Source organism: Nocardioides asiaticus, assembly GCF_040049175.1.
Lineage (GTDB): Bacteria > Actinomycetota > Actinomycetes > Propionibacteriales > Nocardioidaceae > Nocardioides > Nocardioides cheoyonin.
In genome coordinates, this window is record NZ_JBDZDM010000001.1 from 173,102 (window position 1) to 194,079 (window position 20,978).

The window sequence follows — 20,978 nt, forward strand, 5'->3', positions numbered from 1 at the left end:
GCGATGCCGGTACGTTACCACCGTGTGACAAGACCGTTCCATCCGGCGTTCACCCGCCGGACACCGGCTCAGGCGGCCTCGGCGTCCTGCGGGGTACGGCCGTCGACGTACACGCTCTCCTCGCGGTGGCCGCGGCCCCGGTAGGTCGCCCAGGCGAAGTACGCCGCGGCGGCGACGAACAGGATGATCGACATCCAGTCGCTCCAGCGCAGGCCGAGCACGTCGTGGAGCTCCACGGTGTCGATGCGCAGGAGCTCGATCATGCCTCGCCCGAAGCAGTAGGTCATCACGTAGAGCGCGAGCACGCGGCCGCCGCCGAGGTTGAACCGCCTGTCGAGGCGTACGACGACGAAGTACATGATGACGTCCCAGATGAACTCGTAGAGGAACGTCGGGTGGAAGGTGGCGTACTGCTCATAGCCCGGCGGCCGCTTGTCGGGGTCGATCTCGAGACCCCACGGCAGCGAGGTCGGCCTGCCGAAGAGCTCCTGGTTGAACCAGTTGCCCCACCGGCCGATGCCCTGGGCGAGCAGGCAGGTCGGGGCGATGGCGTCGAGGACCGGCCACAGCCGCATCCCGCGTCGGCGGGCGGCGATGATCGCGCCTACGGCGCCGAGGGCGATCGCGCCCCACACGCCGAGGCCGCCGCGCCAGACGTAGAGGGCCGCCCAGGCGCTCCTGCCCTCGCCGAAGTAGAGGTCGTGGTCGGTGATCACGTGGTAGAGCCGGCCGCCGACGAGACCGAACGGGACGGCCCACAGCGCGAGGTCCTGCATCTCCCCCGCCCTGCCGCCGCGGGCGACCCAGCGTCGCTCGGACATCCACACCGCGACGATGATGCCCAGCACGATGGCCAGTGCGTAGCCGCGGATCGGGATCGGCCCGAGGTCCCACACGCCGTCGTGCGGGCTCGGGATGGAGAGCGGGACCAGTCCGGCCAACGCGTCCGCGGTCATGCGCGCACCTTCTGCAGGAGGGTGTGGATGTCGCCGGCGAACTGCCGCGGCGAGGTGTCCATGCTCCACAGCACGGTCGCCTTGCCGTTCGGCCTCACCGCCGAGACGTGGGTGTCGTGGGTGGTGAGGTCGTAGCCGCCGCTGGGGAGCTTCTGGCCGGAGCCCACGAAGATCTTCATCGACTCGCCGAGCCTCACGATCGTGTCGAGCTTCCCGGTGAGGCCGACGAACGACGGGTCGTAGCGGTCGAGGTACTTCCGCAGCACGTCGGTCGTGTCACGCCCGGGGTCGGTCGTCACGAAGACGACGTCCACGTCCATGCGGTCGGCGTCGTCGAGCAGCTGCATGGCCGCGGACAGCGACTGCATGACCAGCGGGCACAGGTCCGGGCAGTGGGTGTAGCCGAAGAAGACCAGGGTGAGCGGCTTGTCCGCATCTGCGGCCAGCGTGTAGGGCTTGCCGTCGGTGTCGGTGAGCGACGCCTTGAGCAGGGTGTACGGCGCGTGCTCGATCCCGGTGAACTGCGCGCTGTTGCCACTGCCGGAGCCGGAGCCGCAGGCCGCTGCGGCCAGGGCGAGGACTGTGAGCATCCCCGCGAGCAGCTTCCTCACCGGCGTACTCCGGAGGCGAGGTCCTCGGTGAGCGAGGTCAGCGCGCGGAGCGCGGCCGCCCTCTCACCGGCGTTGTCGAGCATCGCGCGGACGAACGCCGAGCCGACGATCACGCCGTCGGCACCGATCCCGTCCTTGGCGGCGACCTCGGCGGCCTGGTCGCCGTTGCTGACGCCCAGCCCGACCGCGACCGGCAGTCCCGCGGGCGCGAGGGCCTTCGTCCGGGCGACGAGCGGGCCGGCCAGCTCGGAGGTCTTCTCCCGGGCGCCGGTGACGCCCATGACGGCGGTGGCGTAGACGAACCCGCGGCAGGCGGCGGTCGTCATCTCGAGCCGCTCGTCGGTGCTCGACGGCGAGACCAGGAAGACCTTGTCGAGGCCGTGGGCGTCGGCCGCGGCGATCCACTCCTGGCCGTAGTCGGGGGTGATGTCGGGCGTGATCAGCCCCGCTCCCCCGGCGTTGGCGAGGTCGGTGGCGAAGCGCTCCACGCCGCTGCGCCCATGGCTACGGCCCGCTGCGCGACCGTAGCTCACCACAGGGTTCCAGTAGGTCATGATCACGGTGGGTACGCCGGTGGCGGCGACCGCCTCGACGGTGCGGAGCACGTCACGGGTGCGTACGCCGCCGTCGAGCGCCTGCTGGGCGGCGGCCTGGATCGTGGGGCCGTCCATGACCGGGTCGGAGTAGGGCAGCCCGATCTCGATGACGTCGCAGCCGGCTGCGACCATCGCCTTCAGCGCGTCGATCGCGCCCTCGACGTCGGGGAAGCCCGCCGGGAGGTAGCCGACCAGCGCGGCGCGGCCGTCGGCCTTCGCCTTCTCGAAGGCGACACGCGTGCTCACTGTGCCGCTCACTGGGCCCTCCCCTGGTGGTGCTGCTCCTGCCCCAGCCCGAACCACTCCATGGCGGTCCCCATGTCCTTGTCACCGCGACCCGAGAGGTTGACCAGGATGGTCGCGTCAGGCCCCTTCTCCTCGCGTAGCCGCGGCGCCACCTTCAGGGCGCCGGCGACCGCGTGGGCGGACTCGATGGCCGGGATGATCCCCTCGGTGCGGGACAGGAGCGCGAAGGCCTCCATCGCCTCGGTGTCGGTGATGCTCTGGTACGACGCCCGGCCGATCTTGGCGAGCCAGGCGTGCTGCGGCCCGACGCCGGGGTAGTCGAGGCCGGCCGAGATCGAGTGCGACTCGATCGTCTGGCCGTCCTCGTCCTGCAGGACGTAGGTCCGCGCGCCGTGGAGCACGCCGGGGTCGCCGGCCTGGATCGTGGCGGCGTGACGGCCGGTCTCGAAGCCGTCGCCGCCCGCTTCGAAGCCGAGGATCTCGACGTCGGTGTCGTCGAGGAAGGCGGTGAAGAGACCGATCGCGTTGGACCCGCCGCCGACGCAGGCGGCCACCGCGTCGGGGAGCCCGCCGTACTGCTCCAGCACCTGCTCGCGGGCCTCGTCGCCGATGCCGCGGGCCAGGTCGCGGACCATCGTCGGGAACGGGTGCGGGCCGGCGGCTGTGCCGAACAGGTAGGCGGTCGTCTCGACGCTCGCCACCCAGTCGCGCAGCGCCTCGTTGATCGCGTCCTTGAGGGTCGCGCTGCCGGAGTCGACGGCGACGACCTCGGCGCCGAGCAGCTGCATCCGGGCGACGTTGAGCGCCTGCCGCTTGGTGTCGACGCTGCCCATGTAGACGGTGCAGTCGAGGCCGAAGTACGCCGCAGCGGTGGCGCTCGCGACGCCGTGCTGGCCGGCGCCGGTCTCGGCGATGACCCGGGTCTTGCCCATCCGCCGGGTCAGCAGCGCCTGTCCGAGCACGTTGCGGATCTTGTGGGCGCCGGTGTGGTTGAGGTCCTCGCGCTTCAGCAGGATGCGGCAGCCGGCGTGCTCAGAGAGCCGGGCGGCGTGGTAGAGCGGGCTCGGCAGGTTGGCGTAGTCGCGCAGGATCGCGTCGAACTCCGCGACGAACGCGGGGTCGGCCTTGGCGTCCCGCCAGGCGTGGTCGAGCTCGTCGAGGGCCCTCATCAGCGCCTCGGGCATGTAGCGGCCGCCGAAGCCCTCGGCGGCGCCGCCGTACCAGCCCAGCGCGTCGGCGTCGAAGCTGGTCGTCTCGTTGATGTGGGTCGTCATGCCAGCCCCTTCATGCACACAGCCCGGTCATCTCGCGTACGGCGGCCTCGGGGTCGCCGTCCCTCACCAGCGCCTCCCCGACGAGGACGGCGCGGGCGCCCTCCAGGACGTAGCGCTTCACGTCAGCGGAGGAGAAGATGCCCGACTCGGCCACCTTGACCCGATCGTCCGGGATGAGCGGCGCGAGCCGGCCGAAGACGTCGGGGTCGACGGTGAGGGTCTTGAGGTTGCGGGCGTTGACGCCGACCAGCTCGGCGCCGAGAGCGACGGCGCGCTCGGTCTCGGCCTCGTCGTGGGCCTCGACGAGCACGGTCAGGCCGAGCTCGCGGGCCTCGTCGTGGAGCCGCCGCAGGTCGTCCTCGGCGAGCGCCGTGACGATCAGGAGGGCGAGGTCGGCGCCGGCGGCGCGCGCCTCGAGCAGCTGGTAGGAGTCGACGACGAAGTCCTTGCGCAGGATCGGGGTGTCCACGGCCGCCCGCACGGCGCGCAGGTCGTCGAGGCTGCCACCGAACCGGCGCTGCTCGGTGAGCACGCTGATCGCGGCGGCGCCGCCGGCGGCGTACTGCTGCGCGAGGGAGGCGGGGTCGGGGATGTCGGCGAGGGCGCCCTTGCTCGGGCTCCTCCGCTTCACCTCCGCGATCACGCTGCTGCCGGCGGCACGGAAGTGCGGCATCGGGTCGCGCGGCGGGTCCACGTCGGCCAGGGCGGCACGCAGGTCGGCGACGCTGGTCGTCGCCTGCCGTGCGGCGAGGTCGATCCGGACGCCCTCGATGATCTGCTCGAGGACATCGGTGGCCACCGACATCGCCCCCTCTCGTTCTGGTCCCAGGCTGGTCGCGGGTGTCGCGGGCGCGCGCGGCGCCGGCTCCCCCGAGTCTGTCACGCCCGGGGTGGGCCGCCTGAATCCGTCCCTGGTTTCGAACACCGGCGAAGTGGAGATGACGCCCGACAGGACGGCGCCCACGCCGGTGCGCCGCGGACGACGACAGGAGTCACCATGCTGAACAACCCCTCCGACGCCAACCGGGTCGCCCAGACCCTCGGGACGCTGAAGTGGATCGTGATCGGGCTCATCGGGCTCGTCGCGGTGATCGGCGCGATCGCGATGTTCGCCCAAGGCGGCGCGGCGGCTGCGAGCGGGCTGGTCTTCCTGATCGGCGGCGCGCTCTACTGCCTGATGTTCTGGGTGATGTTCGGCTGGCTGGAGCACACGCTCCGGATGCTCGTGAACATCTCCGCGAACACCGCGCCTGCCGGTGCCGGCTTCAGCGGGCCGACGCCGCCGTCGTACGGTGCTCCGGGCACCCCGCCGTCGTACGGCACGCCTCCGCCGTACCAGGGCTGAGCCGGGCTCGGCGGCCCGGCAGGGCTCAGTGGCCCTCGGTGTTGTAGCCGAGCTTGGCCAGCACCACGAAGACGAGCCCGGAGGCGACGGTCACCACGACGCCGACCCAGAAGATGACCCAGTTGATCGGGTCGAGCATGAGACCCACGCTGCCGATGATGAAGCCGAGGAGGCCCACGACGACGGCGCTCCAGGCGGCCGGGGTGTTGCCGTGGTTGTCGGACATGCGGGTCTCCTCCAGTCGTGGTGCGGCCTTGCGGACCGCAGTCTATTCAGGTCCATCGGCCGTCGGGTCACGGCCCTCGCCGATGGACTTCCACAGGTCGAGGCTGGACTGCTCCTCGAGCGGCGCCTCGGTCGCGGGACCGCTGGTCGGGGCGTCGTACCTCCGGCCCATCTCGGGCCAGCCCCTCGCGAGGCGTACGCCGGCGACGGCCGCCGCGGCGGCGACGACCGCGGCGGCCAGCGCGATCCACGGCCAGGCGGTCGGGTCGCCGTCCGGGCGGCCCACGAGGGCGACCGGGACGGCCCCGACCGCGGCCAGGCCGGCGAGGACGAGCACGCCACGGCGGACCCACCCGCGGGTGACCAGGGCGACGCCCCAGGCGGCGAGCGCGACCAGGCCGAGCGCGGTCACGCCGGGAGCGTCGAGGGCGACGCCGGTGGCCTGGCGCATCGCGACCGACTCGTCGCTGTGGACCCAGTCCTTCGTGCCGGCGACGGCTGTGCCGGCCGCGCCCGCGAGCCCAAGGAGGACGACGGGACCGAAGCTGCGGCTCCTCACGGGAGCAGGCCGGCGTCGAAGCAGGTGCGGTCGCCGGTGTGGCAGGCCGGCCCCTCCTGCTCGACCTTCACCAGGAGGGTGTCGCCGTCGCAGTCGAGGCGGACCTCCTTGACCCACTGCCGGTTGCCCGAGGTCTCGCCCTTCACCCAGTACTCCTGCCGGCTGCGGCTCCAGTAGGTCGCCCGGCCGGTGCTCAGGGTGCGCGCGAGCGCCTCGTCGTCCATGTAGCCCAGCATCAGCACCTCGCCGGTGTCGTGCTGCTGGACCACCGCCGGGACCAGGCCGTCGGCGTTGCGCTTCAGGCGGGCGGCGATCGCGGGGTCGAGGGTGGTGCTCACGACGTCGATTCTCCCACGCTGCCGGGCGACCCCTGCTGGGCGACCCACGAGGCGTGCAGGCGGGCGTAGACCGAGCCCCGCTCCTCCACCAGCCGCGCGTGCGGACCGCGCTGGACGATCCGCCCCGCGTCGACGACGATCACCTCGTCGGCGGCCTCGGCGGTGGAGAGCCGGTGGGCGATGGTCACCGAGGTCCGGCCGGCCATCAGCCGCTCGAGCGCCCGGCCGATCCGCATCTCGAGGGCGGGGTCGACCGCCGACGTGGCCTCGTCGAGCACGAGCAGGTCGGGGTCGGCGAGCTGCGCGCGCAGCAGCGCGACCAGCTGCCGCTCCCCCGCGCTGAGCGACTCGCCGCGCTGTCCCACGCGGGTCCGTACGCCCAGCGGCAGGGAGGCGAGCCAGTCGCCGAGTCCGAGTACGCCGGCGGCGTACTCGATCTCCTCGTCGGTCGCCTGCGGGCGGCCGTAGCGGACGTTCGCGGCCAGGGTGTCGTCGAAGAGGAACCCCTCCTGAGGCACCATGACGACGCTGCGCCGTAGGGAGGCGTGGGAGACGCTGCGTACGTCGACGCCGGCGAGGCGCACCTCGCCGTCGGTCGGGTCCATCAGCCGGGTGAGCAGCTTGGCGATCGTCGACTTGCCCGAGCCGGTCTCCCCGACCACCGCCACCCGGCTGCCGGGGACGAGGTCGAGGGTGACGTCGTGGAGCACCGGCTTGCCGCCCGGGTAGGCGAACGTGACGTGGTCGAAGGTCACCGACACCGGGCCGTGCGGGAGTGCCTCGCCCTCCTCGCAGGGGTCGACGAGGTCGGCGGGCGTGTCGAGGATGCCCACGACGCGGCGCCAGCTGGCGACGGCGTTCTGGCCGTCGGTGAGGATCTGGGTGCCCATCTGGACGGGCCCCACGAACAGCGAGACGAGGAACGCGAAGGCGAGCACCTCGCCGGCGGTGATGTCGCCGCCGCTCGCGAGAAAGCCGAGCCCGAGCAGCACCCCGACCACGATCACGCCCGCGTTGGCGAGCCCGCCGGAGAGGCCACCGAGGCTGAAGAAGGTCGCGGTGAGCGCCTGGGCGTGGGTCTGGGCGACCTTGGTCGCCTCCACCTCGGCGTCGATGCGGTCCTGGGTGCGCCGCTCGACGGCGTACGCCTTGACGACGGCGGCGCCGACCACCGGCTCGGCGATCGCGGAGAGCATCGAGCCGACCTGGCGGCGTACCTGCGTGTAGGCCGCGGAGAGCCGGCGCTGGAAGTACGGCAGGGTCGCGAACAGCGGGCCGAAGCAGAGCCACACGACGAGCGCGAGCTGCCAGGAGTAGACGACCATGACGACGGTCGCGATCAGCATCTGCCCGACGCTGACCACCAGCAGCAGCCCGCCGAAGACGAGGAACTGGCTGATCTGGTCGACGTCGCTCGTCACCCGCGACACCAGGGCGCCGCGGTGCTCGGTCGACTGGGTGAGCAGCGGCAGGTCGTGGACGTGGCGGAACGCCTTCGTCCGCAGGGTCGCGAGACCGCGCTCGGCGGCGGTGAAGAGTCGCCGGGTCATGGCGTACGACGCCCAGCCGGTGACCACGATCGCGACGGCGGCGACCACGCCGGCTCGGAGCACGAAGCCGGCGTCGGCGCCGTGGTCGCCCTGCAGGCCGTGGTCGAGCGTCTGCTGGACGGTGACCGGGACGACGACCTGGCCGATGCTCGCGACGACCGCGAGCGCGAGGGTCGTCCAGATGCCCTCGGTGAGCTCGGGTGAGTAGCTCAGGCCGCGGCGGATCGTCTCCACCGCGCCGAGGGTCTCGCCGGTGTCGACGGTGCTCATCGGGGCGCCACCTCCTCGTCCTCCACCTCGGCACGCGGCTGCTCGTAGGCGTTGACCAGCCGGGCGTACGACGCGTCCCGGGCCAGCAGCTCCTCGTGGGTGCCGCGGTCCACGATCACGCCGTTCTCGAGGTGGACCACCTCGTCGGCCAGCCCGATCGTGGCCTTGCGGTAGGCGACGAGCACCAGGGTCGTCGCGGTCGCACCCGCGCCGCTGGCCGGGCCCGTTGCGGCCACACCCTGCCGGAGCGCGGCGAGGATCCGCTGCTCGACCTGCGGGTCGACCGCGGAGGTGGCGTCGTCGAGGACGAGCAGCCGTGGCCGGCGTACGAGCGCCCGGGCGAGGGAGATCCGCTGCCGCTGCCCTCCGGAGAGACTGGTGCCGCGCTCGCCGAGACGGGAGTCGAGCCCGTCCGGGAGCGCCGTGACGAAGCCGTCGGCCTGGGCGGTCCGCAGCGCCTCCCAGATCTCCTCGTCGGTGACGTCCGCACCGAGCGCGACGTTGCCGCGCACCGTGTCGTCGAAGACGAATGCCGCCTGCGGGACCAGCGCGGCCACCTTCGCGAGCTCGCCGGGCGCGAGGTCGCGCAGGTCGACGCCGTCGAGGGCGATCCGGCCGGCGTCGGGGTCGACGAGCCTGGCGAGGAGCATCGTCAGGGTGCTCTTGCCGGCACCGGTCGCGCCGACGACCGCGGTGGTGCGGCCGGGCTCGACGGTGAAGCGACGTCACGGAGCAGCGCCGACCCCGTCGCACCGTCCGTCGGGTAGCGGTAGGCGAGGCCCTCCACGGTCAGCCGGGCGCCGGTCGTGCGGTGCGGCGCCCGGGCGCCGCCGTACGCCATCGCGCCGGTGCTGCGCAGGACCGCCTGGACCCGGCGGTAGCCGACGACGCTGCGCGGGAACTCCCCCAGCAGCCAGCCGAGCGAGCGGATCGGGAAGGCGACGATGGTGAGCAGGTAGCCGATCTGTACGACGTCGCCGGCGGCCGCGGCCCCGTGGAGGACGCGGTAGACGCCGACCGCGAGGACGGCGAGGACGCCGACGTCGGGCAACGCGGCCAGCGTCGGGTCGAAGGCGGCCCGGATCCGCCCGGCCCGGGTGTTGACGTCGCGCAGCGCCCTGGCCTTGGCGGCGAAGCGGTCGGTCTCCTCGGTCTCACGGCCGAGCGTCTTGACGACCAGCGCGCCGTCGAAGGACTCGTGGGCGACCTCGCTCAGCTCGGCGCGCAGCTGCTGGGCGCGGGTCATCAACGGCGAGCTGAGTCGCTGGTAGGCGAGATTGGCGGCGATCACGGCCGGGAAGACGAGCATCCCCACGAGAGCCAGCACGACGTCGGCCAGGAACATCTCGACGACCGCGATGACCATCATCGCGATCGTCCCGACGGCCATCGGGAGCGGCGAGATCGGCGCCCAGGCCGCCTCGACGTCGGAGTTCGCGTTCGAGAGCAGCTGGCCGGTCGGGTGGCGGTGGTGCCAGGAGAGCGGGAGCTCGAGGTACTTCCGGGTGACGGCCCTCCTCGTCGTCTCCTGCATCCGGTAGAGCATCACGCCGGCCCCGAGCCGGCGGGCCACGACGCCGACGGCGCGCAGGATCGCGACGCCGACGAAGAGGGCGACCACGGCGATCAGCCAGCCGGTGCCGATGCTGCCATCGCGGAAGGCAGGCAGCAGGACGTGGTCGGTCGACCAGCCGAGCACCCAGGCGTCGGCGACGGTGAGCGCGCCGAACAGGGCGCTGCCGATGGTCGAGAGGGTGAAGATCCACGGCTCGCGCTTGATCGCCACCCACAGGACCTTCAGGCCGTCCGCCGTGGACGCGCGCCGCTCTGCACCGCTCACTTCCCAGAGCCTAAGGTTCTGTGGCGTGGCGACCACATTCGCGAGGCGGGAGCGGCTGGCGCTGTGCGACGACGCGCTCGCGGCCGGACCCGATGCTCCGACGCTCTGTGAGGGCTGGGACGTCGAGGACCTCGTCGTACACCTGCTGGTGCGGGAGCGCCGACCGTGGGCGGCCGCCGGGATCTTCGTCAAGCGGCTGGCGCCGCTGACCGAGCGGGCGGGGGCGGCGTACGCCGGGCGGCCGCTCGCCGAGCTTGCCGACCGGCTCCGCGACCCGCGACCGCTGCCGACGGCACTCCAGCCGGTCGAGCGTGCGATGAACACCGTGGAGTTCTTCGTCCACCACGAGGACATCCGGCGCGGCCGGCCGGGCTGGTCGCGGCGGGAGCTGGCGCCGGAGGACGAGCGTCAGCTGTGGCGGGCACTGCGGTTCCTCGGTCGGATGGCGGTGCGGTCGGCGGGCGCGCCGGTCGTGGTCACCGACGGCACCACGAGCCTCACCCTGGGCCGCGGCGAGCGCCCGGTGACGGTCACCGGGCCGGTCTCGGAGCTGACGCTCTTCCTGCTCGGTCGCCGCCAGGTCGCCGGGCTCTCCTTCGACGGGCCGCAGGAGAAGGTCGACCGGCTGCAACAGGCGACCCTCGGGTTCTGAGTCGTGGCCGGCACCGTGCGCTGGGCAGGCCTGGTCCGCAACGTGATGGTGGGCCGTGAGGGGCTCGACCGCGACACGCTCCTCGGCGCCGTCGAGGCTGCCGGCGGGCGGGACCCGCGGTCGCTGCTGACCACCGGCAACGTCACGTTCGACGCCTCACCGGACGAGGTCGACGCCATCACGCTGCGGCTCGAGGACGCCGTCTCCGCCGTTCTCGGGCGACGCGAGGTGGTGGCGGTCAGGTCGCTGGAGCACCTCGCCGATCTGCTCGCCACCGATCCGTTCGCGGGGCTCGACCCGGGGGCCTGGGCGATGGAGGTGTCGTTCCTGCGTCACGACGCCGCACCGATCGACCCGGCCCTGATCGGCGACGCCGGCCGGACGCGCGTCCTCGACGTACGAGCCCTCGAGCTCGTCACCGCCCGCCCACCCACCGGTGGCAACCGTCCACACGGCAACGTGCTGCTCCAGCGGGGGACCGGCCTGCCCGCCACCGCGCGCGGCTGGGGCACGCTCGAGCGGATCGTCGCGCGCGGCTGAGGACGAGCGCGGTCAGGCGGCGCGGTAGGCGCGGTGGAGCTCGACCCTCAGCTCGCCGAGCGGCCGGGGCCCGTCGGGCGTGACCAGGCGTATCAGCCCGTGAGGTGTGGTCCACAGGTACGACGCGAGGCCGAGCTGCTCCACGGTGTAGCGCCCGTGCGTCTTCGCCCGATGCGAGCGGCGCGCCAGGGGTGCCGCGTTGGCGTCCGAGGTCTGGCCGGGTGGACCGTCCCGGTCGTAGGGCACCGCGTGGTCGATGTCGACGCGTCGACCCAGGCCCGCGGCGTGGGGGAAGACGTCCCCGAGGCTGCGCAGGAAGGTCCGCTCCTTCATGGCGCTCGGGTGCTCATAGCCGTTGACGCTTGCCCCGGTGTTGAGGTCGATCACCGGCTTGAGGTCGATGTGGGCGTGGCCGAGGAGCTCGGCGAGCCGGTGGACGAGCACGGGTCCGAGGGCCTCGGCGCGGGCGACACCGGATCCGGCCTCCAGGGCGGCCTCAGAGAGGTGAATGTAGACGACCGCCCTCTGGCGACGGTGCTCGGTCTGGTCGCTCGTGGAGCCGTGGGTGAGCAGCTCCGACAGCTCGGTCGGCCGGGCGACCCAGCCGAAGGCGGCGGCACGGAGCTGGTCACGGGTGGGGTCGTCGCCCAGGTCGGGGTGGTGCTGGGCGCGGAGCGCCGGGCTGTCGGCCAGGAGATCGGCGACCTCGTCGATCATCGTGTCGACCCAGAGGGCGTCCTCGGCGGCGAGCTTGGCGAACAGCGACCGGCTGCCGCGACCGGAGGTCGGATCCTCGGGGTCGGCCGGTGTCGTGCGCCCCAGCCAGACGCCACGCTCACGTCCGCGCGCGGCCAGGTCGGCCTCATGAGCCGCAGTGTCGGCCTCGATCACCTTGGCCTCCGCGATCGCGAGGACCCGGGACGGCGCCTGGTGCAGCGCCGCCGCGACCGCCGTGTCCACCAGGGCGACCTTGTCGCGGGCGAGGTCACGGGACATCCGGGCGACCTTGCGGGCCACCCAGGGCTCGCACACCAGCTCCTGCATCGCCGCCCAGACCTTCGGGAGCCGATGGCGCAGGTCGAGCGCGTCGGCCATCGCCGCTCGGGTGCTCGCCACGTGGGCCTGCCGGGCCACGGACAGCTCCTCGAGGCACAGGTCGCGGACCTTCGGCGTACCGTCCCCGCCGAGCCGGACCAGTCTGTCCCCGCCCGGCACGTCGGTGGCCGGTGGTCCACCGTGGAGATCAGCCCACGCCAGCGCGACGAGGAGATCGTCGACCTCGGCGCGGCGAGGAGCGCGCAGCGCATCCCCGGCGCTGTCGAGCAGCTCCCGGGGTGTGAGGTCGGCGGTGAACGTCACCCCGCGCACACCGGCGCCTCGCGCGCGGCGGCGCCCAGGTGAGCAGGCGCACGCCTACGCGGCCGGGCGCCCCAGCCGCGCCAGCGCAAGGAAGCGATCGCGTGCTGGCTCCACGACGCGATCGGCCCACGTGGCCCAGCAGTCAGGTTCGACCGCCCGCGCGGTCTGCCGTCGCGCGTCCTCGAAGGCCCGGAGATTGAGGGCCGCGGCGCCGACGTACGTGTGGTCGGCCGCCGCCACGTCACCAAGCCGGGCGCGTTCGAGGACACGGTAGGCCGCTCGGCTCACCTCGTCGCGGCCCTCCCGAAGCTGCTGCATGACCCGATCCAGGTCACGGGGACGGGTCCCGAACCTCAGCAGCTCGAGATCGAGGACGTCAGTGACCAGCGCGTAGTCCTCCCGGAGGAAGAGCTCCGAAGACAGCCCCTCGCGGTCCTTGACCGAGGTCAGGACACTCCACCAGTCGCCGTCCGCGCGGGCCGCGATCTCCGTGGCGACCTCCTCGGGGACACCGAGGGGCGGCATGTCGAACATGAGCAGGTCGCCGACGCCGCTCGGCACGAGGCGCCCGAGCACCCAGCCCCCGGCAGCGCAGGACGTGGCACCGAGGTCGAGCACCTCGATCCACTCGTCGTCGTTCGCCTCACGGACGGGGAGCCGCGGCCCGGGGCGGCCCTTCCCGAGCCGGTAGCCGGTCAACCGCGCCCCCACCCAGCGCCGCGCGAGGGCCGCGTGCTCCGCGAGTCGCGCCGTCGCGAACTCGTCGACGAAGGCGGCGAGCCCGCCTCCCTCATGTGCGGCGAGCTGGTGGAACGCCCACGACTCCCCGAGCACGCGGGCAATCACCCGGACCGGGTCGTCCTGACGCCGATAGCAGTGGGCCAGCAGATCGGCGTGGAGCTCCTCGGTCACCTGCCGGAGCCGACCTCTGACCAGGGCTCCGGTGACGCCGTCCTCGCAGCGCAGGGACTGATACGCCATCCAGCGTGCCCAGACCCAGTCCGGGAGGTCGTCGCCGATCCCGGCCAGCTGCTCCATCAGGGCGCGATGTCGCCCCTTGCGGAACATCGGGACCGACTGGTGCCACTCGAGCGCCGCCGCGACGTCACCGGCGCGCTCGGCGGCGAGGGCGCGCTCCACGCATGCGAAGAGCTCGGGAGTCATGTCGTCGGCGACGCGCCGGAGGCGGCGGAAGCCGCCGGAAGTGTGTCGAGGCATGGCAGAACCCTGCGCCGCCGGAGGGCGCTTCACCAGACCACTTCGGCGATCTGTGGATAGGGTGTCCTGCCGTGGATCCCGAGTCCGCGGAGTGGATCCGCGCCCTGTCCGGGGACGGCGACGAGAGGGAGGCGGCCGTCGTACGCCTCCACGAGAGGCTCGTCGCGGTCGCCCGCCGCGAGACCAGGCGGAGGCACACCTCCCCGGCGATCACCGGACCCGAGCTCGACGACCTGGCCGACCAGGCCGCCGACGACGCGCTGCTCGCCGTGCTGGCCAAGCTGCCGACCTTCCGCGGCGAGAGCCGCTTCACGACCTGGGCCTACCGCTTCGTGATGCTCGAGGTCTCCCATCGGCTGGGACGTCATCACTGGCGGCACGCGAGGCCGCACGACGCCCACGACTGGGACCGGTTCCCGGACCGCTTCGGCCTGGACCCGCACCGGCACGCGGAGGCGGCGGAGCTCGCGGCCGCCGTACGCGACGCGGTCGAGGCGCGGCTGACGCCGCACCAGCGTGAGGTGTTCGTCTCGGCTGTGGTCGACGGGGTTCCGCTCGACGCGCTCGCGGAGAGAATGGGCGTGACCCGCGGTGCGGTCTACAAGGCGCTGTTCGACGCCCGTCGCAACCTGCGCGAGGCGCTCGTGGAGCAGGGCCATCTCGAGGCGGTCCCGTCACGGAGGCGGGCGAGGAAGGGGGTCGGCGTGGAGCTGGACCGGTTCCTGCGCACCGACCCGGCGGACGTCGGCTGCGAGGAGGCACTGCGACTCCTGCACGTCTACGCGGACCTCGTCAGCGCCGACCGCCGGGGCGCCGAGCGGCGCTACCCCGGCATCGTCGCCCACCTCGCGGCCTGCGGGCCGTGCGGGGACGACTACGCCGGACTCCTCACCGCCATCTCCGGGGACCCGGGAGGCCCGGGTGCCCCGGAGGGGCGGCCCGAGGCTAGAGGGCGACGATTCCTTCGCCGCCGACCGCGTTCGGGACGATGACCGAGCCGACGCCGACGAGGGTGCCGTCGCGGCCGATCCGGAAGGCGTCGACGCCGCCGGCCACGCCTGTCTGGACGTAGAGGAAGCGTCCGTCGCGGGAGACCGCCGCATCGACGGTCCCGGCGCCGGTCGGCGTGACTGCGAGCGGGCGCAGCGCTCCGCCGATGCCGACGCGGTAGCCGGAGAGCGTGCCGCTGCCGGCGTTCGCGGCGTACACATCACTGCCCGCGGCCACGGCCCAGCAGGTCGCCGCCTGGGCGGTCGGCACGCTGTCGAGCGGGAGCAGCGCACCGGAGGGTCGTACGACGAACGTGGCGACGGCGTTCGGGCCGGCCTCGGTCAGCGCCAGGTGCCCACGGGCGTCGAACGCGAACCCGAACGGGACGGCGCCGGGCAGCGGGTTGACCCGCGGTGCGCCCGGGCCGAACCGGCCGACGGGGTAGACGACGACGCTGTTGCCACCGTTCTTGGTCGTGACGACCAGCTGACGCCCGCCGGGCGTGAGGCCGATCTGACCGGGCGTGCTGGTGAACTCCGGGGTCTGGTCCGGGTCGAGGCCGAGCGCGCGGTGCCAGCTCGGGATGCGCACGAGCCCGCTGCCGACGCGCAGGTAGCCCTGGATGGAGCCGCCGCCGCGGGCGTTGAGCACGTAGACCAGGCTGCCGCGGGCCGTGACGCTCACCGGGAAGTCCCCGCCCGACGGCACGACCTGGCGGCGGACGAGGCGGTCGCCGTGGACCGCGAACGTCGTCACCGTGTCACTGCCCGCGTTCACCGCGAACAGCAGGCCGCCGTCGTACGCCAGCGAGCCCTGGGAGGCGAGGTGGTCGACGACCGACCCGTCGAGGACGCCGCCCTTCCCGCCGGTCGGGTAGGCCCCGGCCCGCACGAGCGCGCCGGACGGCGTCCGGTCGTACGCGATGACGGTGTTGCCGGCGGGGTCGTCGTTCTGCACGAAGACGGGGTGCGCCGACGGGCGTGGCGCCGGCGGCTGGGCCGCCGCCGGGACGCCGACGGTGGCGAGTGCGACGGCCAGCGCCGCCCCGGCGAGGGCGGCGAGTCGGGTGGTTCTCATGGACGCTCCTTCGGGTCAGGGGTGGGATTCCTCCCTCCTCTGCGCCCGCCGGCGCGCGCGTCTTACCTCCCGGCGCGAAACTTCTCGATGGTGCCGGGGCCGCCCGCCTCAGCGGACCGGGTGCCCGGCGGTGCGGAGCGCGTCCTTGACCTCGGCGATCCGCACCTTGCCGAAGTGGAAGATTGTGGCGGCGAGTACGGCGTCTGCGCCGGCGTCGATGGCCGGCGGGAAGTCCTCCGCGCGGCCGGCGCCCCCGGAGGCGATCACCGGGATCGTCACCTCCTTGCGGACCGCGCGGATCAGCTCGAGGTCGAAGCCGCTCTCGGTGCCGTCGGCGTCCATCGCGTTGAGCAGGATCTCCCCCGCCCCGAGCTCGGTGGCCTTCACGGCCCACTCGATCGCGTCGAGACCGGCCGACTTCCGGCCGCCGTGCGTGGTGACCTCGAAGCCCGACGGCGGCCGCCATCCGTCGGCCGCGGCGGTCGGGACGCGGCGGGCGTCGAGGGAGAGCACGAGGACCTGGTTGCCGAACCGGTCGGCGATCTCGGCGACGAGCTCGGGCCGGTGGATCGCGGCGGTGTTGACGGCGATCTTGTCGGCGCCGGCGCGCAGCATCCGGTCGACGTCCTCCACCGATCGGATCCCGCCGCCGACGGTGAGCGGGATGAACACCTGCTCCGCGGTGGCCGAGACGATCTCGAGGGTCGTCGCCCGGCCCTCGTGGGACGCCGAGATGTCGAGGAAGGTCAGCTCGTCGGCGCCCTCCGCGTCGTACGTCCTGGCAAGCTCGACCGGGTCACCGGCGTCGCGGAGCTCGCGGAAGTTGATCCCCTTGACCACGCGCCCGGCGTCGACGTCGAGGCAGGGGATGACGCGTACGGCGAGGCTCACGACGCGACCGCCCGGGTCAGCTCGAGCGCCTCCTGCAGCGACAGCGAGCCGGTGTAGAGGGCGGTGCCGGCGATCGCCCCTTCGACGCCGAGCGGCACGAGGTCCATGAGAGCGGCGATGTCGTCGATCGTCGTCACTCCCCCGCTCGCGACGACCGGCCGGTCGGTGGCCGCGCAGACGTCGCGGAGCAGGTCGAGGTTCGGCCCCTGGAGCATGCCGTCCTTGTTGACGTCGGTGACGACGTAGCGCGCGCAGCCCTCGGCGTCGAGCCGCGCCAGCGTCTCGTACAGGTCGCCGCCGTCCCTGGTCCAGCCGCGGGCCGCGAGGGTGCGGCCGCGCACGTCGAGGCCGACGGCGACGCGGTCGCCGTACGTCGCGATGGCCCTCCGGGTCCACTCCGGGTTCTCCAGCGCCGCCGTCCCGATGTTGACCCGGCGGCAGCCGGTGGCCATCGCGGCCTCGAGCGAGTCGTCGTCGCGGATGCCGCCGCTCATCTCGACCCTGATGTCGAGCGTGCCGACGATCTTGGCCTGCAGCTCCCGGTTGCTGCCCGCGCCGAAGGCGGCGTCGAGATCGACGAGGTGGATCCACTCGGCGCCCGCCTCCTGCCAGCGCAGCGCCGCCTCGATGGGGTCGCCGAAGCGCTTCTCGGTGCCGTCGACGCCCTGGACGAGCTGGACGGCCTGGCCGCCCTTGATGTCGACCGCCGGGAGGAGTTCGAGATAGTCGCTCATCAGGCGGCCTTCACCGACTGCACCCAGTTGCGCAGCAGGGAGGCGCCGGCGTCGCCGGACTTCTCCGGGTGGAACTGGGTCGCGGACAGCGGGCCGTTCTCGACGGCCGCGACGAACCGGTCGCCGCCGTGCTCGGCCCAGGTCACCAGCGGCTGGTGGCTGTCGGGGGTGCGGTCGTTGGTGATCAGGCTCCAGTCCCGGACGGCATAGGAGTGCACGAAGTAGAACCGCTCGTCCTCCAGGCCGGCGAAGAGCCGCGTCTCGGCGGGCGTCTCGACGGTGTTCCAGCCCATGTGGGGCACGATCGGCGCCTGGATCCGCTCCACGACCCCCGGCCACTCGCCGCAGCCCTCGGTCTCGACGCCGTGCTCGATGCCGCGCTCGAAGAGGATCTGCATGCCGACGCAGATGCCGAGCACGGGTCGCCCGCCCGAGAGCCGCCGGCCGATGATCCGCTCGCCGCGGATCGCCCTGAGGCCGGTCATGCAGGCCTCGAACGCGCCCACGCCGGGCACCACGAGGCCCTCGGCCTCCATCGCGGCGTCGAGGTCGCCGGTGAGCTCCACCTCGGCGCCGGCGCGCTCGACGGCGCGTACGGCGGAGCGGAGGTTGCCCGAGCCGTAGTCGAGGACGACGACCTTCGCGGTCACAGCGTGCCCTTGGTCGACGGGACCCCGGTCTCGCGCGGATCGATCGCGATGGCGTCGCGGAACGCGCGTGCGAACGCCTTGAACTGTGTCTCGACGATGTGGTGCGGCTCGCGGCCGGCGAGCACGCGGACGTGGAGCGCGAGGTGGGCGTGGAAGGCGATCGTCTCGAAGACGTGCCTGGTGAGCGAGCCGAGGTAGGCAGGCGTGGTGCCCCCGAGAGCGACGTACTGCTGACCCTCGGGCTCGCCGGTGTGGACGCAGTAGGGCCGGCCGGAGACGTCGACGACCGCCTGCACGAGCGCCTCGTCGAGCGGGACGGTGGCATCGCCGAAGCGGCGTACGCCCTTCTTGTCGCCGAGCGCCTCGCGGAGCGCCTGGCCGAGGACGATCGCGGTGTCCTCGACGGTGTGGTGGGCGTCGATGTGGGTGTCGCCCTCGGTCTGGACCGTCAGGTCGACCAGCGCGTGCCGGGCGAACGAGACCAGCATGTGGTCGTAGAACCCGACCCCGGTCGAGACGTCGTGGCGACCGGTGCCGTCGAGGTCGACCTCGACGATCACCTTCGACTCGGACGTCTGCCGCTCGATGCGGGCTGTCCTGCTCATCGCTCCACCACTTCTGCCATCGGTCCTGCCATCACGTCGGTCAGCGCGCCTTCGAAGGCCGCCATCTCGCTAGGCGTCCCGACCGAGACCCGGAGCCACCCCTCGGGACCGGTCTCCCGGATCAGCACGCCGCGGTCGAGCAGCCCCTGCCAGACAGCATGTCGGTCGGCGAACCGGCCGAACAACACGTAGTTGGCGTCGGAGTCGGCCGCCTCGAGCCCGTTGTCGCGCAGCCACCCCACCGTCCGGTCCCGCTCGGCGCGCAGCTCGTCGACCTTCGCGAGCAGCTCCGGCGCGTGGCGGAGCGCCGCCAGCGCGGCCGCCTGGGTGACGGAGGAGAGGTGGTAGGGCAGGCGTACGACGCGCACGGCGTCGGCGATCGCGGGGTCGGCGGCGAAGTAGCCTAGCCGCAGCCCTGCGCCCGCGAACGCCTTGCTCATGGTGCGGGTCACGACGAGGTTGCGGTGGGACGCGAGCGACTCGAGGGCGCTCGGCACCCCGGCGCGCCGGAACTCGCCGTACGCCTCGTCGACGACGACGATCCCGTCCTGCCCGACGGCCTCGCAGAGCACGCCGACGGCCTCGGGCGGCAGCGCGGTGCCGGTCGGGTTGTTGGGGCTCGGAAGCAGGACGACGCTCGGCCGGACCTCCTCGACGAGGGCGCGGGCCTTGCCGAGGTCGAGCGAGAAGTCCTCCTCGCGGGTGCCGGCCACCCACTCGGTGAGGGTGTCGCGGGCGTACTCCGGATACATCGAGTACGTCGGCGCGAAGCTCACCACCGTGCGGCCCGGTCCGCCGAACGCCTGCAGCAGCTGCAGCATGACCTCGTTGGAGCCGTTGGCCGCCCACACCATCTCCGGCGTGACCGGCGCGTCCCGGCTGAGGTAGTCGGCGAGCGCCGTGCGCAGGGCAGTGAACTCCCGGTCGGGATAGCGGTTCAGCGTCACCGCCGCCTCGGAGACCGCCGCCGCGATGTCGGCGACGCACGCGGCCGAGGGACGGTAGGGGTTCTCGTTGACGTTGAGCTGCACGGGGACGTCGAGCTGAGGGGCACCGTAGGGCTCGATGCCGGCCAGCTCCGGCCGGATCGGCGGCCACGCCGACAGCCCGCTCGCAAGCTCGCTCGCGGTCATCGCCCGGCCCGCTCGAACCGCACGCGTACGGCGTCGGCGTGGCCCGGCAGGTCCTCGGCCTCGGCCAGGTCGATGACGTGGTCGGCGACCTTCGCGAGCCCCTCGCGGTCGTAGTCGACGACGTGGACGGACTTGGTGAAGGCGCGGACCGAGAGCCCCGAGGAGTGGCAGGCGCAGCCGCCGGTGGGCAGCACGTGGTTGGAGCCCGCGCAGTAGTCGCCGACCGAGGTGGGCGCGAAGGCCCCGAGGAAGACGGCGCCCGCGTTGCGCACCCGACCGGCGAGCACGTCGGCGTTCTGGGTCTGGATCTCGAGGTGCTCGGCGGCGTAGGCGTTGACGACGTCGAGGCCTTGGTCGAGGTCCCTGACCAGCACGATGCCGGACTGGCTGCCGCCCAGGGCAGCGCGGACCCGCTCGCCGTGCCGGGTGGCCGAGACCTGCTTGTCGAGCTCGGCCTCGACGTCGTCGGCGAGCCTGAGGCTGTCGGTGACCAGCACTCCGGCCGCCAGTGGGTCGTGCTCGGCCTCGGAGACCAGGTCGGCGGCGACGTAGCGCGCCTCCGCGGTCTCGTCCGCGAGGATCGCGACCTCGGTCGGACCCGCCTCGGAGTCGATGCCGACCTGCCCCTTGAGGAGCCGCTTGGCGGTGACGACGTAGATGTTGCCGGGGCCGGTGACGAGGTCGACGCGCCGGCACGGGCCGGCGCCGTAGGCGAACATCGCGATCGCCTGGGCGCCGCCGACGGCGTACACCTCCTCGACGCCGAGCAGCGCACAGGCCGCGAGGATCGTCGGGTGCGGGAGGCCGGAGAACTCCTTCTGCGGCGGCGACGCGAGCGCGATCGAGCCCACGCCGGCCACCTGCGCGGGGACGACGTTCATCAGCACGCTGGAGACCAGCGGCGCGAGCCCGCCCGGGACGTACAGGCCGACCCGACCGACCGGCACCTTGCGGTGGGTCACCGTCGCGCCCGGACCGAACTCGGTGACGGCGTCGGTCTCGAGCTCGTTCGTGCTGGCCGCGCGCAGCCGCGCGATCGACTCCTCCAGACCCGCGCGTACGGCGGGGTCGAGCTCGTCGAGGGCCTTCGTGAGCGCCTCGGTGGGGACCGCGATGTCGGTCTGCTCCACGCCGTCGAACCGCGCCGAGAACTCGAGGATCGCGTCGAGGCCGCGGTCGCGGACCGCGTCGGTGATCGGCTTGACCTGATGGCTGGCCGCCTCGACGTCGAACTCGGCGCGCGGGACGACGGCGCGGTAGTCGACAGACGCTGCCCCGGAACCGAGGCCGGCGTCGCGGAGGTCGATGCGGCGGATCAT

Annotated in this window: 23 protein-coding genes and 1 pseudogene; 4 read left to right on the top strand and 20 right to left on the bottom strand. The window is 73.1% G+C overall.

Annotated elements, in window-relative coordinates:
* Positions 1 to 68: 68 nt before the first annotated feature.
* Genes lgt through trpC form a run of 5 tightly spaced genes read right to left on the bottom strand, consistent with a single transcriptional unit; the run spans position 69 to position 4,482 of the window.
* On the bottom strand, positions 69 to 956 hold the full coding sequence (lgt, locus tag ABLE53_RS00805) for a prolipoprotein diacylglyceryl transferase (protein WP_348856626.1): 888 nt from the start codon (positions 954 to 956) through the stop codon (positions 69 to 71).
* Positions 953 to 1,567 carry an SCO family protein gene (locus ABLE53_RS00810; RefSeq protein ID WP_348856627.1) on the bottom strand — a complete coding sequence of 205 codons (615 nt, stop codon included), beginning with the start codon at positions 1,565 to 1,567 and terminating at the stop codon, positions 953 to 955. The genes lgt and ABLE53_RS00810 overlap by 4 nt, the downstream gene beginning before the upstream one ends.
* Entirely contained in the window at positions 1,564 to 2,409 is an 846-nt protein-coding gene (gene trpA / locus ABLE53_RS00815) for a tryptophan synthase subunit alpha (RefSeq protein WP_348857748.1), read from the bottom strand. Before trpA ends, ABLE53_RS00810 begins: the two co-directional genes overlap by 4 nt.
* 8 nt (positions 2,410 to 2,417) lie before the next feature.
* A complete protein-coding gene (gene trpB / locus ABLE53_RS00820) occupies positions 2,418 to 3,683 on the bottom strand; it encodes a tryptophan synthase subunit beta (RefSeq protein ID WP_348856628.1) in 1,266 nt (421 codons plus the stop codon).
* Positions 3,684 to 3,693: 10 nt separating this feature from the next.
* On the bottom strand, positions 3,694 to 4,482 hold the full coding sequence (trpC, locus tag ABLE53_RS00825; RefSeq protein ID WP_348856629.1) for an indole-3-glycerol phosphate synthase TrpC: 789 nt from the start codon (positions 4,480 to 4,482) through the stop codon (positions 3,694 to 3,696).
* Positions 4,483 to 4,680: 198 nt separating this feature from the next.
* Between trpC and ABLE53_RS00830 the strand changes: the two genes are divergently transcribed.
* Positions 4,681 to 5,028 (top strand): hypothetical protein, encoded by a 348-nt coding sequence (locus ABLE53_RS00830; protein ID WP_348856630.1) that lies wholly within the window; start codon positions 4,681 to 4,683, stop codon positions 5,026 to 5,028.
* A 25-nt stretch (positions 5,029 to 5,053) separates the two neighbouring features.
* On the opposite strand, the gene ABLE53_RS00835 is transcribed toward ABLE53_RS00830, so the two are convergent.
* The 6 genes and pseudogenes from ABLE53_RS00835 to ABLE53_RS00860 all read right to left on the bottom strand — a co-directional run bounded on the left by ABLE53_RS00835 (position 5,054) and on the right by ABLE53_RS00860 (position 9,846).
* A complete protein-coding gene (locus ABLE53_RS00835) occupies positions 5,054 to 5,254 on the bottom strand; it encodes an HGxxPAAW family protein (protein WP_348856631.1) in 201 nt (66 codons plus the stop codon).
* A 42-nt stretch (positions 5,255 to 5,296) separates the two neighbouring features.
* Positions 5,297 to 5,812: a Trp biosynthesis-associated membrane protein gene (locus ABLE53_RS00840; protein WP_348856632.1), complete on the bottom strand. Its 516-nt coding sequence runs from the start codon at positions 5,810 to 5,812 to the stop codon at positions 5,297 to 5,299.
* Positions 5,809 to 6,159, bottom strand: coding sequence for a phosphoribosyl-AMP cyclohydrolase (gene hisI, locus ABLE53_RS00845; protein WP_348857749.1), 351 nt, complete (start codon positions 6,157 to 6,159; stop codon positions 5,809 to 5,811). Before hisI ends, ABLE53_RS00840 begins: the two co-directional genes overlap by 4 nt.
* Positions 6,147 to 7,970 carry an ABC transporter ATP-binding protein gene (locus ABLE53_RS00850; protein WP_348856633.1) on the bottom strand — a complete coding sequence of 608 codons (1,824 nt, stop codon included), beginning with the start codon at positions 7,968 to 7,970 and terminating at the stop codon, positions 6,147 to 6,149. Before ABLE53_RS00850 ends, hisI begins: the two co-directional genes overlap by 13 nt.
* Positions 7,967 to 8,629 (bottom strand): annotated as a pseudogene (locus ABLE53_RS00855) (ATP-binding cassette domain-containing protein); the annotation flags it as partial. The gene ABLE53_RS00850 and the pseudogene ABLE53_RS00855, both read right to left, overlap by 4 nt.
* Positions 8,623 to 9,846: an ABC transporter transmembrane domain-containing protein gene (locus ABLE53_RS00860; protein WP_348856634.1), complete on the bottom strand. Its 1,224-nt coding sequence runs from the start codon at positions 9,844 to 9,846 to the stop codon at positions 8,623 to 8,625. The pseudogene ABLE53_RS00855 and the gene ABLE53_RS00860, both read right to left, overlap by 7 nt.
* Between ABLE53_RS00860 and ABLE53_RS00865 the strand changes: the two genes are divergently transcribed.
* Both ABLE53_RS00865 and ABLE53_RS00870 read left to right on the top strand, forming a co-directional pair.
* A complete protein-coding gene (locus ABLE53_RS00865; RefSeq protein ID WP_348856636.1) occupies positions 9,836 to 10,462 on the top strand; it encodes a TIGR03085 family metal-binding protein in 627 nt (208 codons plus the stop codon). The two genes, ABLE53_RS00860 and ABLE53_RS00865, sit on opposite strands and share 11 nt — an antisense overlap.
* A 3-nt stretch (positions 10,463 to 10,465) precedes the next feature.
* On the top strand, positions 10,466 to 11,002 hold the full coding sequence (locus ABLE53_RS00870) for a DUF1697 domain-containing protein (protein WP_348856637.1): 537 nt from the start codon (positions 10,466 to 10,468) through the stop codon (positions 11,000 to 11,002).
* A 12-nt stretch (positions 11,003 to 11,014) separates the two neighbouring features.
* On the opposite strand, the gene ABLE53_RS00875 is transcribed toward ABLE53_RS00870, so the two are convergent.
* Positions 11,015 to 12,370, bottom strand: a complete 1,356-nt coding sequence (locus ABLE53_RS00875; RefSeq protein ID WP_348856638.1) for a hypothetical protein — start codon at positions 12,368 to 12,370, stop codon at positions 11,015 to 11,017.
* A 45-nt stretch (positions 12,371 to 12,415) separates the two neighbouring features.
* Entirely contained in the window at positions 12,416 to 13,579 is a 1,164-nt protein-coding gene (locus ABLE53_RS00880) for a hypothetical protein (protein ID WP_348856639.1), read from the bottom strand.
* Between the two features lie 71 nt (positions 13,580 to 13,650).
* On the opposite strand from ABLE53_RS00880, the gene ABLE53_RS00885 reads away from it, so the two are divergent.
* Positions 13,651 to 14,571, top strand: coding sequence for an RNA polymerase sigma factor (locus tag ABLE53_RS00885; protein ID WP_348856640.1), 921 nt, complete (start codon positions 13,651 to 13,653; stop codon positions 14,569 to 14,571).
* On the opposite strand, the gene ABLE53_RS00890 is transcribed toward ABLE53_RS00885, so the two are convergent.
* The 7 genes from ABLE53_RS00890 to hisD all read right to left on the bottom strand — a co-directional run bounded on the left by ABLE53_RS00890 (position 14,525) and on the right by hisD (position 20,978).
* Positions 14,525 to 15,646, bottom strand: a complete 1,122-nt coding sequence (locus ABLE53_RS00890; protein ID WP_348856641.1) for a lactonase family protein — start codon at positions 15,644 to 15,646, stop codon at positions 14,525 to 14,527. The genes ABLE53_RS00885 and ABLE53_RS00890 overlap by 47 nt on opposite strands.
* 108 nt (positions 15,647 to 15,754) lie before the next feature.
* Complete coding sequence (hisF, locus tag ABLE53_RS00895; RefSeq protein WP_348856642.1) at positions 15,755 to 16,537, bottom strand: imidazole glycerol phosphate synthase subunit HisF; 783 nt, start codon at positions 16,535 to 16,537, stop codon at positions 15,755 to 15,757.
* The gene (priA, locus tag ABLE53_RS00900; RefSeq protein WP_348856643.1) at positions 16,534 to 17,271 is read right to left on the bottom strand and encodes a bifunctional 1-(5-phosphoribosyl)-5-((5-phosphoribosylamino)methylideneamino)imidazole-4-carboxamide isomerase/phosphoribosylanthranilate isomerase PriA; all 738 of its coding nucleotides are present in this window, start codon (positions 17,269 to 17,271) and stop codon (positions 16,534 to 16,536) included. The genes hisF and priA overlap by 4 nt, the downstream gene beginning before the upstream one ends.
* On the bottom strand, positions 17,271 to 17,921 hold the full coding sequence (gene hisH, locus ABLE53_RS00905; protein WP_348856644.1) for an imidazole glycerol phosphate synthase subunit HisH: 651 nt from the start codon (positions 17,919 to 17,921) through the stop codon (positions 17,271 to 17,273). The genes priA and hisH overlap by 1 nt, the downstream gene beginning before the upstream one ends.
* Positions 17,918 to 18,526 carry an imidazoleglycerol-phosphate dehydratase HisB gene (hisB, locus tag ABLE53_RS00910; protein ID WP_348856645.1) on the bottom strand — a complete coding sequence of 203 codons (609 nt, stop codon included), beginning with the start codon at positions 18,524 to 18,526 and terminating at the stop codon, positions 17,918 to 17,920. Before hisB ends, hisH begins: the two co-directional genes overlap by 4 nt.
* Positions 18,523 to 19,659: a histidinol-phosphate transaminase gene (locus tag ABLE53_RS00915; protein ID WP_348856646.1), complete on the bottom strand. Its 1,137-nt coding sequence runs from the start codon at positions 19,657 to 19,659 to the stop codon at positions 18,523 to 18,525. The genes hisB and ABLE53_RS00915 overlap by 4 nt, the downstream gene beginning before the upstream one ends.
* Complete coding sequence (gene hisD / locus ABLE53_RS00920) at positions 19,656 to 20,978, bottom strand: histidinol dehydrogenase (RefSeq protein ID WP_348856647.1); 1,323 nt, start codon at positions 20,976 to 20,978, stop codon at positions 19,656 to 19,658. Before hisD ends, ABLE53_RS00915 begins: the two co-directional genes overlap by 4 nt.

Coding starts and splice junctions, on each gene's coding strand:
- ABLE53_RS00890 (WP_348856641.1), bottom strand. CDS start 15,646: ATGAGAACCACCCGACTCGCCGCCCTCGCCGGGGCGGCGCTGGCCGTC.
- ABLE53_RS00835 (WP_348856631.1), bottom strand. CDS start 5,254: ATGTCCGACAACCACGGCAACACCCCGGCCGCCTGGAGCGCCGTCGTC.
- ABLE53_RS00915 (WP_348856646.1), bottom strand. CDS start 19,659: ATGACCGCGAGCGAGCTTGCGAGCGGGCTGTCGGCGTGGCCGCCGATC.
- hisD (WP_348856647.1), bottom strand. CDS start 20,978: ATGATCCGCCGCATCGACCTCCGCGACGCCGGCCTCGGTTCCGGGGCA.
- lgt (WP_348856626.1), bottom strand. CDS start 956: ATGACCGCGGACGCGTTGGCCGGACTGGTCCCGCTCTCCATCCCGAGC.
- ABLE53_RS00880 (WP_348856639.1), bottom strand. CDS start 13,579: ATGCCTCGACACACTTCCGGCGGCTTCCGCCGCCTCCGGCGCGTCGCC.
- ABLE53_RS00830 (WP_348856630.1), top strand. CDS start 4,681: ATGCTGAACAACCCCTCCGACGCCAACCGGGTCGCCCAGACCCTCGGG.
- ABLE53_RS00850 (WP_348856633.1), bottom strand. CDS start 7,970: ATGAGCACCGTCGACACCGGCGAGACCCTCGGCGCGGTGGAGACGATC.
- priA (WP_348856643.1), bottom strand. CDS start 17,271: ATGAGCGACTATCTCGAACTCCTCCCGGCGGTCGACATCAAGGGCGGC.
- trpB (WP_348856628.1), bottom strand. CDS start 3,683: ATGACGACCCACATCAACGAGACGACCAGCTTCGACGCCGACGCGCTG.
- hisB (WP_348856645.1), bottom strand. CDS start 18,526: ATGAGCAGGACAGCCCGCATCGAGCGGCAGACGTCCGAGTCGAAGGTG.